Genomic DNA, 13,340 nt, shown 5'->3' with positions numbered 1-13,340 from the left:
CGGCAGCCTGACCGGCGGATTCGTCGACGAGGCGTCCCGGTTCGTGCTGCTCACCGGCAACGACGTCACCGGCGGGCGGGGCACCTCGACCCGCGCGACCGACGGTTTCTGCACCGGCCGGGCAGCCACGCGTCGCGGGGCGACCGCCGGCGGCGACCGCCCCGCAGCGCGTCAGGCGCTCGGGCAGGTGTTGCGGTACTCCTGGATGGCCGAGCCGCTGGGGCCCGGGCAGAGGAACTGCTCGTAGCGGGTGTCGTCGTCGACGAACCGCTTCAACCAGGCCACCGCCTGGCGGGCGGTGGGCGTGTTGACCGTCTGCGGGAAGAAGTGGCTCGCCCCGTTGAGCTCCAGGTACGCCTTTTCCGAGGAGGCCGGGATGCTGTTGTAGAACGGCTCCGAGTGCGACGAGACCGGCGCGATGCTGTCGCTCTCCCCACCGATGATCAGGGTCGGCACCCGGACGTCGGACCAGGTCTTGTCCAGGTTCCACGGCGCCAGCGGCACGGCTGCCTGCAACGACGGCCGGGCGACCGCCGCCTCCAGGCTGCCGCCGCCACCCATCGAGTGGCCGGAGACGGCGAGCCGGCTGGCGTCGATCCGGCCACGCACCGAGCTGCGCTGCGTCAGGTAGTCGAGTGCGGCGAGCAGCTGCCGACCCCGGCTGTCCGGCTGGTCGAGGCGGGTGTTGGTCTCGATGCCGATCACCACGAAGCCGTGCGAGGCGATCCGCGGCCCGAGCCAGTCGATGCTGGACCAGGCGGCGGTGTAGCCGGGCGAGATCGCGACGGCGCCGAAGGTGCCCTCGGCGGTGCTGGTCGGGTAGTAGATGACGCCGCCGCCGAAGCCGATCACGCTCAGCGACGAGACGCTCTGCGACGCGGTGGCGAACGGGCCGCGGCTGGCCTCCAGCAGGGCGACGGTCGGGGCGGGACCGCGCTCGTACGGGTTGGCGGCGGCCTGGGCGGCCGGCGGGGCGGCCAGCGCGCCCGCCGTGGCCAGGACGGCGGCCACGGCCAGGCCGGCGAGGCGGGCGACGGGACGGGGACGGGCGGCGATAGTTGGTGATGACACGTCGGGCACTCCCTACGGGACGGGGCATATCGACATGCATCAGTCTTCGACGGCGCCGGCAGCGCCGCATCGGTGAAATCACCAGTCCGCCGGCCGAGGAATAGCCAGGCTAGCCGTTTTCGCCCGGACTGTCGGGGTAGGGCATCTGGTACCCCGGCCGAAGAAGGAGACGCCGTGTTCAACCCGTTGGAGCACAAAGGAATCCCGCTGGAGAGCCAGATCCGCAACTGGCGCGAACTCAACGTGGAGCCGATCGACCCGGAGGCGGTCGACCCGTACACCCGCTGCCGCATCATCACCATGAACGGCATCGAGGTCGAAGCGATCAACTTCCAGCACCAGTTCGCCCGCAACTGCCCGGACCAGGAGGTCCGCCGGCAGCTGGCGTACGTGCGCTACCTGGAGAGCCAGCAGCAGCGGGTGGTGAACTGGCTGCTGCCCGGCGCCGCGAGCGTGCTGGAGACGACGCTCGGCTACGAGCAGGTGGCCGTCGACCTGACCGCGTGGGTGGCCCGGCACGAGCCCGACCCGTACCTGAAGCAGAGCTACGAGTTCGGCGTGCTGGAGGACTTCGACCACCTCTACCGCTACGCCAACCTCTACGAGATGGTGGAACGCCGCAAGGCGGACAAGATCGTGCAGGGCCTGACCGAGGTCATGCCCGGCCGGCCCACCGTCGCCGAGCACCGGCACCCGTTCGACGAGGTGCGCACCCCGTACGACCGCAACAGCGTCGACCCCCGCTCCAAGCTGCACGCGCTGACCATCCTGTCGGCGGAGCAGCAGGTCATGTTCTATTACATGAACGTCGGGCCGCAGTACATGGAGCCGATCGCGCGGCAGCTCTACCAGGAGATCAGCCTCATCGAGCAGGAGCACGTCACGCACTACGAGTCGCTGCTCGACCCGGGCGAGAACTGGTGGGAACGGCTACTCACCCACGAGTACAACGAGTGCTGGCTCTACTACTCCTTCATGCAGCAGGAGAGCGACCCCCGCATCAAGGCGGTGTGGGAGCTGCACCTGCAGATGGAACTGGCTCACCTGCAGCAGGCCGCCGACCTGCTGCGCCGCCACGACGGCCGGGAGCCGGAGGAGATCGTGGGCGGCGCGGGCCTGCCCGAGCCGCTGACCTTCGAGCCGAACAAGGAGTACCTGCGCCACCTGCTCGCCACCCAGGTCGACCTGAACAAGATCGGCGAGGGGTACGTGCGGGAGGCGCACGAGCGCTTCGAGTCGATGCAGCAGCAGCTGCACGACGGGCAGAAGCCGCCGAGCGAGCAGGTCATCGACATGCACCGGGAGCGCTTCGGCGACGAGTACCGCGTCGAGACCGAGGGGCCCCACCCGGTGGAGTCGCTGCGCGCGCGGGGAGGCAGCCATGCCTGACACCGGCGCCCCGGCCACGCGCGGCCCCGAGGACGACGTCGTCGACCTGCTGCTGGCCCAGCACGCGCGGATCGAGGAGCTGTTCCTGCTGGTCATCGGCAGCACCGGGGAGACCCGCCGGGACGCCTTCGACGACCTGGTGAAGCTCCTCGCCGCGCACGAGACCGCCGAGGAGGAGGTCGTCCACCCGCTGGCCCGGACGCTGCCGGGCGGGGGCGGCGACGCCATGGTCGACGAACGCCTCGCCGAGGAGCGTCAGGCCAAGGAGACGCTGAAGACCCTGATCGCCGGCGGTGTCGACGCCGAGGGCTTCGACACCGGCATCATCCTGCTGCGCGACGCGGTGCTCACGCACGCCCGCTACGAGGAACGCCAGGAGTTCCCGCTGCTGCGCCAGCACGTGCCCGCCGACCGGCTGCGCACGATGGCCGGCGCCGTACGGATGGCGGAGGCGACCGCGCCGACGCGCCCGCACCCGAGCGCCCAGTCCGCGAAGGGCAACCTCGCGGCCGGACCGGCGCTGGCGGTCATCGACCGCGTCCGCGACGCGATCCGCAGGCCGTCGTCCAGCGGCTGAGCACCCGCCGGTACCAGCACACCGCGCCCACCCGACCGATCCCGGCGGGTGGGCGCGGCGCGTCCGCCGCCGGTGCGACGGATGCGGCACGCCTGCGGATTGCCCATACTGGGTCGCATTTCGACAGAAGACACATCCGTGCCCCCCGGGGCACGGGAGAGGAGACACCATGACCGACACCGCCGCGCAGTCCCGGGCGGTCGGCTCCACCGTCCGACTGCTGTCCGTCCTGGTCATCGTCGCCGGCCTGATCATGCTGGTCGGCGGGGCCGCCACCTGGTTCACCGTGCAGAGCCAGCTCGCCGACGAACGCATCACCGTCTCCGACGACGCGGACTGGTTCGCGGGCGAGAAGATCGACGGCCCGCTGACCGCGTACGCGGAGGCCGAGGTCATCGAGAAGCACTCGCTGGAGGCCAGCGGCGGCAAGACGTACGCCGAACTCGGCCGGGAGGACCCCACCCGGCAGACCGTCATGACCGGCTCGTTCCTGCGCTCCTCCCTGTTCACCTCGGTCGTCTCCTTCGGCATCGCCGCGCTGGCGATGGGCCTCGGGGTGGTGCTCGCCCTCATCGGGTACTCGCTGCTCTCGCTCTCCCGCCGGCTCGACGCCCTCCCCTCGGCGGCCGCCACCTCCTCCTGACCGGTGCCGGCGGTCCGGCCACGCCCCGTACCGCGTGGCCGGACCGCCGGCTCGACGGGCCGCGCCGGGGCGGGTGCCGCCGTCGCGTAGGGTCGGCACCGCCCCGGTCCGGCCGCGCCGGACGACCCCTGCCCGCGGAGACGTCCATGACCGAGATAGGCGGCGCCACGAGGGTGTACGCGCTGCTCGGCGACCCGATCGCACAGGTGCGCGCCCCCGGGCTGCTCAACCCGGTGCTGGCCCGGCGCGGCACCGACGCGGTGCTCGTCCCGGTCCACGCGGCGCCGGCCGACCTCACCCAGGTGGTGCGGGGGCTGCAACGGGTGGCGAACCTGGACGGGATGCTGGTCACCGTGCCGCACAAGGCGGCCGTGCTGGAACTCGCCGACCGGGCCAGCGACCGCGCCCGCCTGGCCGGCAGCGCCAACGCGTTGCGGCGCGAGCCCGACGGCACGTGGACCGCGGACACCTTCGACGGCGACGGGTTCGTCCGCGGGCTGGCCGGGGCCGGACACCACCCCCGGGGTCGCCGGGCGTGCGTGGTGGGCGCGGGCGGGGCGGGCAGCGCGATCGCGGTGGCGCTGCTCGACGCCGGCGTGGCGGAACTATGGCTGAGCGACACCGACCCGGGCCGGCTGGAGACGCTGCGGCGGCGGCTGTCCGCCGCGTACCCCGGCCGGGTCGGCGCGACCGCGCGACCGCGACTGGCCGACGCCGACCTGGCGGTCAACGCCACGCCCCTGGGGCTGCGCCCCGACGACCCGCCGCCGTTCGCGGTGGCGGAGCTGCCGGCGCACGCGGTGGTCGCCGACATCATCATGACGCCGGCCGAGACGCTCCTGCTGGCCCAGGCGCGAGCCCGGGGCCTGCGGGCGCACCCGGGAGAGCCGATGCTCGCCCACCAGATCGACTCCTACCTCGACTTCTTCGGGCTGTGACGACCGGTGGTCCGCCGGGAGCCCCGGCGACCGCAGCCCGGCCCCCGCCGCCCGCCGGCCGGCGCACTGATCATCCTGTCGGGCGGAGCTGTTACCGTCGCGCCGCCGCTGCACCAGTCGGACCGGAGGTAGGCGTGATCAGCTCGCACGTGTCGTCGTTCGTCGGATTACCGGTAGTGCCCTTCACCCCGGGGATGGCACTCCCCGACGATCCGTCGGCGGTCGCCTGGCGGCTGGAGGTCGAGGACTTCGACGCGGATCCCGAGGAGTTCCTCGGTCTCGTCCGGGCGCTGCGGGAGCAGGTGCCGGCCGACGCGGTGCGCGCTCTGGTGATCGGCGAGTGGGGCGAGGCGTACGAGCGGCCCCTTCCGGTCCAGACGCTGGTCGAGGCCGCCGGGGAGTGGACCGGCCTGCGGGCGCTCTTCCTGGCCGACCTGACCTACGAGCAGTGCGAGATCTCCTGGCTCGTGCACGGCGACATCACGCCGCTGCTCGCGGCGTGCCCGTCGCTGGAGGTGCTCTGGTTGCGCGGGGCGCAGAGCCTGCGGCTGGAGCCGGTCCGGCACACCGGGCTGCGCGAGCTGCGCTTCGAGTCCGGCGGGCTGCCGGCCGAGGTGGTCCGGGCCGTCGGCGCGTGCGAGCTGCCGGCCCTGCACCGGCTGGACCTGTGGCTCGGCAGGAAGGACTACGGCGGCGACGCGATTGCCGAGGACCTGGCGGGGGTGTTCGCCGGCGCCGGCCTGCCGGCCCTGCGTCATCTCGCGGTGTGCAACGCCGAGATCGCCGACGCGGTCGCGGCGGCGGTCGCCACCGCGCCGGTCGTCCCCCGGCTGGAGGCGCTCGACCTGTCGATGGGCACCCTGACCGACGAGGGCGCGAAGGCGCTGCTGGCCGGGCAACCGCTGACCCACCTGACGCACCTCGACCTGCACCATAACTACCTCTCCGAGGAGGCGGCCGCCGCGGTGGTCGCCGCGCTGCCGGGGGTGCGGGTCGACCTGTCCGACCCGCAGGTCGCCGAGGACTACGACGGCACCGTCTACCGCTACACCGCGGTCGGGGAGTGAGGGACGATGGCCTTCGGTTCCCACGCGCGCCACTTCGCCGGCCGTCCGGTGGTGGACGTCCCCGCCGACGGGCCGCTGCCCACGGTGGACGGCCCGGTCTCGTGGCGGATCGCCCACTGGCACTTCGACGACGAGACCACGGAGAACTCGCTCTCGGCGGAGTTCCGCGACGCGTTCGACCGGTTCGTCGCGCAGGCCGGGCCGTCCGTGGAGTCCCTGGTCGTCGGCTCCTGGGGCTACGCGGCGTTCCATCCCGCCCCGATCGCGCAACTCTGCGCGGCGGCGTCGCGCCTGCCCGCCCTGCGCGCGCTCTTCCTCGGTGACATCACCTCCGAGGAGTGCGAGGTCTCCTGGATGAGGGTGGGCGACGTCAGTGTGCTGCTGACGGCGTACCCGGCGCTGGAGGTGCTGCGGGTGCGCGGCGGCGAGAACTTCGCCTTCTCCCCCGTGCGGCACGCGCGGCTGCGGGAGCTGGCGGTGGAGAGCGGCGGGCTGTCCCGGGCGTTCGTCGGCGCCGTGCTCGACTCCGACCTGCCCGCGCTGACCGACCTGGAGCTGTGGCTCGGCACCTCCGACTACGGCGGCGACGCGCAGGTCGCCGACCTCGCCCCGCTGCTGGCCGGGGAACGGTTCCCGCAGCTGCGCCGGCTCGGCCTGTGCAACTCGGAAATCGCCGACGACCTCGCCCGGGCGCTGGCGTCCGCGCCGGTGGTGCCCCGGCTGCAACGGCTCGACCTGTCGATGGGCACGCTCGGCGACGAGGGCGCGACGGCCCTGCTGGCCGGGCAGCCGCTGACCCACCTGGCGGAGCTGGACCTGTCCCACCACTACCTGGCGGAGGAGACCGCCGCGTCGCTTGTCGCCGCGCTGCCGGGCGTCGCGGTGGACGTGTCCGACCCGCAGGAGCCCGAGGAGTACGACGGCGAGAGCTACCGCTACACGGCGGTGTCGGAGTGACATGCGCCTGACCGTCGTCGGCAACCCCGCCAACCGTCGGGTGGAGCTGTTCACCCGGGCGGTCCTCGCCGCCGGCCTGCCCCGGCCGGCGGTGCTGCCCTGGGTCGACGTGCTGACCGGCGCGGCGCCACCGGCGGCGGGCGCGCTGGTACGGGTCGACTCGCCCGGCGAGGACGCCGAGGTGGACCGGCTGCTGCGCCGGTCCGCCTCGCCGGCGCGGCACGGCGAGCTGATCGGCCTGGCCGACACGTACGCCGGGCTGCTGCGGGGCCTGGACCGGGTCGCCGCCGGCGGCGCGGAGCTGCTCAACGACCCGGCGGACGTCGCGGTGCTGTGCGACAAGCGGCGCTGCCACGCCCGGCTGTCGGCCGCCGGGGTGCCGGTGCCGGCCGCGCTGCCCCCGGTGCACGGGTGGCAGGAGCTGCGGGCGGCGATGGCGGCGGCCCGCTGGAGCCGCGTGTTCGTCAAGCCCGCACACGGCTCGTCGGCCGCCGGGGTCGTCGCGCTGGCCGTGGCCCGGAGGCGGGTGCAGGCGGTCACCACGATCGAGGCGACCCCGGACGGGCTGTTCAACTCGCTGCGCCCCCGCCGCTACACCGACGAGGCCGAGGTCGCCGCCATGGTCGACCGGATCGCCGCCGACGGCCTGCACGTGGAGCGGTGGCTGCCCAAGGCGGGGCTCGGCGACCGGGTGGTCGACCTGCGGGTGGTGGCGGTCGCGGGGCGGCCCACCCACGCCGTGGTGCGCGCCGCCCGGGGGCCGCTGACCAACCTGCACCTGGGCAACGCGCGCGGCGACCTCGCCGAGCTGCGCGCGGCGGCCGGGCCGGCGGCGTGGGCGGCGGCGATGGAGACCTGCGAGCGGGCGGCCGCGTGTTTCCCCCGCACCCTCCAGGTCGGCATCGACCTGATGTTCCTGCTCGGCTGGCGGCGCCACGCGGTGGCCGAGGTCAACGCCTTCGGCGACCTGCTGCCGGGGATCCTCACCGACGGCCGGGACACCTACGCCGAGCAGGTCCGCGCCCTGACCGACGGCCGGTGGGACCGCTGGCGGGCGGCGGCCGGCCGGACGCCGCCGGGCGGCGACGCGACGCGGCCCGCCGGCGCGGTCGGGCGGGAGGTGCTCGCGTGCGCAGTCTGATCGGCAGCCACGACCTGCTCCTGCTCACCCTCGACACGCTGCGCCACGACGTCGCCGCCGACCTGGCCGCGCGGGGGCGCACGCCGCACCTGGCGCGGGCCCTGCCCGGCGGGCGGTGGGAGCGACGGCACTCCCCCGCCAGCTTCACCTACGCCGCGCACCACGCGTTCTTCGCCGGTTTCCTGCCCACCCCGGTCACCCCGGGCCGGCACGAGCGGCTGTACGCGGCGGCGTTCCCCGGCAGCGAGACGTCCGGCGCCGACACCTGGGTGTTCGACGCGCCCGACCTGCCCACGGCGCTCGCCGCCGTCGGCTACCACACGCTCTGCCTGGGCGGGGTCGGCTTCTTCAACCGGCGCAGCCCGCTCGGGGCGGTGCTGCCGGGCCTGTTCGCCGAGGCGCACTGGGAGCCGGAGTTCGGGGTCACCTCCCCCACCTGCCTGGACGCCCAACTCGACCGGCTGGCCGAGGTGCTGCCGCGGGTGCCGGCGCGGCAGCCGCTGTTCACGTTCCTCAACGTCGCCGCCCTGCACCAGCCCAACCGGCACCACCTGCCCGGGGCGCAGGCCGACGACCTGGCCAGCCACGCCGCGGCCCTGGAGTACGTCGACGGCCGGATCGACCGGCTGTTCGCCCTGCTCACCGGCCGGGAGCGGCCGGTGTTCGCGATCGTCTGCTCCGACCACGGCACCGCCTACGGGGAGGACGGCCACACCGGCCACCGGATCGGCCACGACGTGGTGTGGACGGTCCCGTACGCCCACTTCGTCCTGCGACCGGGGGAATGGTGACCAGCACCGACACGGGCCTCGACGGCTCGCCGTACCAACAGTACCTCTACGCGTACCCGCACAAGACCTCCTACCGGCCGCTGCGACCGCGCCCGCTGCTGGCGGACGTGTGGCGGGCCGAGGCGCGCGAGGCGCTCTTCCTCTACGTGCACCTGCCGTTCTGCGAGATGCGCTGCGGCTTCTGCAACTTGTTCACCCGCGCCAACGCGCCCGCCGAGCAGGTGACCGACTACCTTCGGCAGCTGCGCCGGCAGGCGGGACGGGTCGCCGACGCGCTGGGCGGCGACGCCGGCTACGCCCGCGTGGCGCTCGGCGGCGGCACCCCCACCTACCTGACCGCCGACGAGCTGACCGAGCTGTTCGACATCGCCACCGCGATGGGGGCCCGGCTGCCCGGCGTACCGCTGTCGGTGGAGACCTCGCCGGCGACCGCGACGCCGGACCGGCTCGCGGTGCTCGCCGCGCACGGCACCACCCGGGTGAGCATCGGCGTGCAGAGCTTCCTCGACGCCGAGGCCCGCGCCGCCGGCCGGCCGCAGCGCCGCACGGAGGTGGAGGCGGCCCTGGCCGCGATCCGCGACGCCCGGATCCCCGTGCTCAACATCGACCTGATCTACGGCATCGACGGGCAGACCGCCGACACCTGGCGGGAGAGCCTCGACGCGGCCCTGGCGTGGCGGCCCGAGGAGCTGTACCTCTACCCGCTGTACGTGCGGCCGCTGACCGGCCTCGGGCGGCGCGCGCACGGCCGCGCGGACTGGGACGCCCAGCGGCTCGCCCTCTACGAGCAGGCGGTGGCGACGCTGGGCGCGGCCGGCTACCGGCAGGAGTCGATGCGGCAGTTCCGCCGGGCCGACGCGCCCGCCCCGGACGGGCCGGACTACTGCTGCCAGGACGACGGCATGGTGGGCCTGGGCTGCGGCGCCCGCTCCTACACGACGTCCCTGCACTACTCGTTCGACTACGCGGTCGGCGTGTCGCAGGTGCGCGCGGTGCTCGACGACTACCTGGCCCGCCCGGCCGACGACTTCCGCTTCGCCGAGTTCGGGTTCGCCCTCGACGGCGCCGAGCAGCGCCGCCGGTGGCTGCTCAAGTCGCTGCTGCGCGCCGAGGGCGTCGACGCGGCGGCCTACCGGGCCCGCTTCGGCGCGCTTCCGGGCGACGACTTCCCCGAGCTGGGCCGGCTGGTCGAGCGCGGCTGGGCCGGCGACGGCGGGCTGCGGCTGACGCCGGCCGGGCTGGCCCGCTCCGACGCGATCGGCCCGTGGCTGACCTCGGCCCGGGTCCGCGACGCGATGACCGGGTACGTGCCAAGGTGAACCTCGCGATCCTCTACCGGGGTCCCCTGGCGAGCTGCAACTACGACTGCCCGTACTGCCCGTTCGCCAAGCGGCGGGACCCGCCGGAGCTGCTGCGCGCCGACCGGGCGGCGCTGGACCGCTTCGCCGGCTGGGTGGCGGCCACCTCCGACGTGCGGCTGTCGGTGCTGTTCACCCCGTGGGGCGAGGGGCTGACCCGCCGCTGGTACCGCGACGCGATGGTGTCACTGTCGCACCTGCCGCACGTCGAGCGGGTGGTCATCCAGACCAACCTGGCCGCCCGGGTGGACTGGCTGGCCGACGCCGACCCGCGCGCCGCCGCCCTCTGGGCCACCTACCACCCCGGCCAGGTCGACCGGGACCGCTTCCTGGGCCGCTGCGCCCGGCTGAGCGAGCTGGGCATCCGCTACTCCGTCGGGGTGGTCGGCCTGCCGGAGCACCTCGCCGAGGCGCGGGCGCTGCGCGCCGCCCTGCCCGCCGAGGTCTACCTGTGGGTGAACGCCGCCGAGGGCCGGCGCTACGACGCGGCCGAGGAGGCGACCTGGACGGAGCTGGATCCGCTGTTCGGCTGGAGCGTCCGCCCGCACGTGTCGCTCGACCGTGCGTGCCACGCGGGCGAGACGGCGATCTCGGTGCGCGGCGACGGCACCGTGCGCCGCTGCCACTTCATCGACGAGCCGATCGGCAACCTCTACGACGGGTCGTGGCGCTCGGCGCTGCGACCGCGCCCGTGCGGCAACGCGGTCTGCGACTGCCACATCGGGTACGTCCACCTCAAGCCGCTCGGCCTGCGGGACGTCTTCGCCGGCGGGGTCCTGGAACGCATCCCGGCCGCCTGGCCGCCCGTACGCCGGCCGGTGCCGCTGGCCGCGCCGGTGCACGCGACGGTGGCCGTTCCCGCGCCGCCGCCGGCGTAGCGCGGAGCGGGCCGGCGAACCGGCGCACGCACGCCGCCGGACGTGGCGCAGGGGCGGCCCGGCGCAGGCCGGACCGCCCCCGCACGGGTGGCTCAGTGCGCGCCGGGCAGGACGGCCGCCGCCTCCTCCTTGGCCCGCCGCTCCTCACCGCTGAGGGTGTGCAGCGGCTTCTCCCGGATGAACAGCACCACCACCAGGGCGAGCACCGCGAAGGGGGCGGCCACCAGGAACAGCTCGCCGGTCGCGGTGCCGTACACGTCCTGGATGATCCTCAGCACCGGCTCGGGCAGGGCGGACAGGTCGGGCACCTCGGTGGAGCCCTCCCCGGCCGGGGCGCCGCCGGTCAGCGGGCCGAGCTTCTCCGCGCTCAGCGAGGCGACCCGGTTGGCCAGCACCGCGCCGAGCGCGCTGACGCCGATCGTGCCGCCCATGCTGCGGAAGAAGGTCAGCACGGAGGTGGCCGCGCCCAGCTCGTGCGCCGGGACGTCGTTCTGCGCCGCGAGCACGAGGTTCTGCATGAGCATGCCGACGCCGATGCCGAGCACCGCCATGTAGACGCTGAGCAGCAGGATGCTGGTCTCGGCGTCGATGGTGGCCAGCAGCAGCATGCCGACGACCATCACGGCGGCGCCGGCCACCAGGTAACGCTTCCAGCGGCCGTACTTGGTGATCAGCTGGCCGGCGACCGTCGACGAGACCAGCAGGCCCAGGATCATCGGCAGGCTCATCAGCCCCGCCACGGTCGGCGACTTGCCGAGCGAGAGCTGGAAGTACTGGGACAGGAACACGGTGCCGCCGAACATCGCCACGCCGACCAGGATGCTGGCGATGGTGGTCAGCGAGACCGTCCGGTTGCGGAAGATGTCCAGCGGCACGATCGGCTCGTCCGCGCGGGACTCCACCCAGACCGCCAGCGCCAGCAGGGCGAGACCGCCGCCGACCATCAGCGCCGTCCAGCCCGAGGCCCAGGCGAACTTGTTGCCGGCCAGCGACGACCAGACCAGCACGGTGGAGACGCCGGAGGTGATGAGCAGCGCGCCCAGCCAGTCGATCTTCACCTTGCGGCGGGGGGCCACCGGCAGGTGCAGGGTGCGCTGGAGCAGGAAGATGGAGAGCAGGGTGAACGGGACGCCGATCAGGAAGCACCAGCGCCAGCCGAGCCAGGAGGTGTCCACCAGCACGCCGCCGATCAGCGGCCCGGCGATGGTGCCGACGCCGAAGACCGCGCCGAAGATGCCGGCGTAGCGGCCCAGCTCGCGGGGCGGGATCATGGCCGCCATCACGATGGTGGCCAGGGCGGTCATGCCGCCGGCGCCGATGCCCTGCACGACCCGGCTGACCAGGAGCACCTCGACGTTCGGGGTGAGCCCGGCGATCAGCGAGCCGATCACGAAGAGGCCGAGGGAGAGCTGGATCAGCAGCTTCTTGTTGTAGAGGTCGGCCATCTTGCCCCACAGCGGCACGGTCGCCGTCATGGCCAGCAGCTCGGTGGTGACGATCCACGTGTAGACGGTCTGGGTGCCGTTCAGGTCGGCGATGATGCGCGGCAGCGCGTTCGCCACGACCGTGGAGGCGAGGATCGACACGAACATGCCGACCATCAGGCCGGAGAGTGCCTGGAGCACCTCGCGGCGGGACATGCGGCCGGCGCCGACCTTCAGGGTCTCGGCGGGCACGGTGGCGGTCATTGACTTCCTTACCGGGTACGGGTTTCACGGCCTCCCGGGCACCTTTCCCGGAAGGGGCTTGCGGGTCAGGGCCGGTCGGGTTGCGGCAGCCCCCCGGCGAGGGCGGCGAACGCCTCGTCGACGAGGTCGGCCAGGTCCGGCCGGTCGGGGTGGGCGGCCCACCGGGTCATGGCGTGGCGCAGCGCGGCACCCGTCACGGCGGTGACCAGCGCCGGGTAGCCGTGGTCGGGTTCGACGCCCACCCGCGCCGCGACGACCTCGACGATGGCGCGCTCCGTCTCGGCGTTGCCGGCCACCAGGCGGGGCAGCAGCGCGGGGTTGCGCGTCACCACCTCCATCCGCAGGCACCACAGCTCGCGTTCGGCGCGCACCTCGTCGATCACCTCGTCGAGGGCCGTCCGCAGCGCGGTCAGCACCGGCACCTCGGGCGGCACGGCGGCCAGCCGCGCCACGAGACGCGCCGCGTCGCCCGCCTGGTCGCCGACCAGGGCGTCGTCCTTGCAGGCGAAGTAGTTGAAGAAGGTGCGCGGGGAGACGTCGGCCGCCTCGCTGATCTCCTCCACCGTCACCTGGGCCAGGCCGCGCTCGGCGACCAGGCGCAGGGCCGCCTCGGTCAGCGCGGCCCGGGTCTGGCGCTTCTTGCGGTCGCGCCGCCCGGGAGCGGATTCGGTGCCGGCGGATGTCACGCGGCGACAGTACTAGCGATCTTGCAGATACTGCAATGTTTTATTGTGTGAAGTGACGCCGGCCATCTCCCGGGGCAGGTCCGGGGTTGCCGGGCGGCAACCGGAAACGGCGGCGGCCCCCCCGCGCCCCCCCCCCCAAGGGGTCACGGCTGAATA

At 74.0% G+C, this 13,340-nt stretch carries 13 protein-coding genes; 10 read left to right on the top strand and 3 right to left on the bottom strand.

Annotation, left to right across the window (positions count from 1 at the left end):
* Positions 1 to 171: 171 nt before the first annotated feature.
* Positions 172 to 1,071, bottom strand: coding sequence for an alpha/beta hydrolase (locus AB0B83_RS28650; protein WP_357580773.1), 900 nt, complete (start codon positions 1,069 to 1,071; stop codon positions 172 to 174).
* 174 nt (positions 1,072 to 1,245) lie between these two features.
* On the opposite strand from AB0B83_RS28650, the gene AB0B83_RS28645 reads away from it, so the two are divergent.
* From AB0B83_RS28645 to AB0B83_RS28600, 10 genes are all read left to right on the top strand, one after another.
* Entirely contained in the window at positions 1,246 to 2,460 is a 1,215-nt protein-coding gene (locus AB0B83_RS28645) for a hypothetical protein (RefSeq protein ID WP_357580772.1), read from the top strand.
* Positions 2,453 to 3,037: a hemerythrin domain-containing protein gene (locus AB0B83_RS28640; RefSeq protein ID WP_151453909.1), complete on the top strand. Its 585-nt coding sequence runs from the start codon at positions 2,453 to 2,455 to the stop codon at positions 3,035 to 3,037. The genes AB0B83_RS28645 and AB0B83_RS28640 overlap by 8 nt, the downstream gene beginning before the upstream one ends.
* Before the next feature lie 169 nt (positions 3,038 to 3,206).
* Positions 3,207 to 3,680, top strand: coding sequence for an aromatic ring-opening dioxygenase LigA (locus AB0B83_RS28635; protein WP_357580771.1), 474 nt, complete (start codon positions 3,207 to 3,209; stop codon positions 3,678 to 3,680).
* Between the two features lie 146 nt (positions 3,681 to 3,826).
* Positions 3,827 to 4,618, top strand: coding sequence for a shikimate dehydrogenase (locus AB0B83_RS28630; RefSeq protein ID WP_357580770.1), 792 nt, complete (start codon positions 3,827 to 3,829; stop codon positions 4,616 to 4,618).
* A 194-nt stretch (positions 4,619 to 4,812) separates the two neighbouring features.
* Positions 4,813 to 5,685 carry an STM4015 family protein gene (locus AB0B83_RS28625; RefSeq protein WP_357580769.1) on the top strand — a complete coding sequence of 291 codons (873 nt, stop codon included), beginning with the start codon at positions 4,813 to 4,815 and terminating at the stop codon, positions 5,683 to 5,685.
* Between the two features lie 6 nt (positions 5,686 to 5,691).
* On the top strand, positions 5,692 to 6,642 hold the full coding sequence (locus AB0B83_RS28620) for an STM4015 family protein (protein ID WP_357580768.1): 951 nt from the start codon (positions 5,692 to 5,694) through the stop codon (positions 6,640 to 6,642).
* Between the two features lies 1 nt (position 6,643).
* Complete coding sequence (locus tag AB0B83_RS28615; protein ID WP_357580767.1) at positions 6,644 to 7,783, top strand: STM4014 family protein; 1,140 nt, start codon at positions 6,644 to 6,646, stop codon at positions 7,781 to 7,783.
* Positions 7,771 to 8,574 (top strand): STM4013/SEN3800 family hydrolase, encoded by an 804-nt coding sequence (locus tag AB0B83_RS28610; RefSeq protein ID WP_357580766.1) that lies wholly within the window; start codon positions 7,771 to 7,773, stop codon positions 8,572 to 8,574. The genes AB0B83_RS28615 and AB0B83_RS28610 overlap by 13 nt, the downstream gene beginning before the upstream one ends.
* Entirely contained in the window at positions 8,571 to 9,893 is a 1,323-nt protein-coding gene (locus AB0B83_RS28605) for an STM4012 family radical SAM protein (protein WP_357580765.1), read from the top strand. The genes AB0B83_RS28610 and AB0B83_RS28605 overlap by 4 nt, the downstream gene beginning before the upstream one ends.
* The gene (locus AB0B83_RS28600) at positions 9,890 to 10,810 is read left to right on the top strand and encodes an STM4011 family radical SAM protein (RefSeq protein WP_357580764.1); all 921 of its coding nucleotides are present in this window, start codon (positions 9,890 to 9,892) and stop codon (positions 10,808 to 10,810) included. The genes AB0B83_RS28605 and AB0B83_RS28600 overlap by 4 nt, the downstream gene beginning before the upstream one ends.
* 92 nt (positions 10,811 to 10,902) lie before the next feature.
* Here AB0B83_RS28600 and AB0B83_RS28595 read toward each other — a convergent pair whose 3' ends face one another.
* Positions 10,903 to 12,498, bottom strand: coding sequence for an MDR family MFS transporter (locus tag AB0B83_RS28595; protein ID WP_357580763.1), 1,596 nt, complete (start codon positions 12,496 to 12,498; stop codon positions 10,903 to 10,905).
* Positions 12,499 to 12,563: 65 nt separating this feature from the next.
* Positions 12,564 to 13,184, bottom strand: a complete 621-nt coding sequence (locus AB0B83_RS28590; protein WP_357580762.1) for a TetR family transcriptional regulator — start codon at positions 13,182 to 13,184, stop codon at positions 12,564 to 12,566.
* Between the last annotated feature and the right edge of the window lie 156 nt (positions 13,185 to 13,340).

The sequence above is a fragment of the Micromonospora sp. NPDC049060 genome (genome assembly GCF_040649055.1).
Lineage (GTDB): Bacteria > Actinomycetota > Actinomycetes > Mycobacteriales > Micromonosporaceae > Micromonospora > Micromonospora reichwaldensis.
The sequence above is the reverse complement of the archived record's forward strand: the minus strand, read 5'-3'. Positions and strand labels throughout refer to the sequence as shown.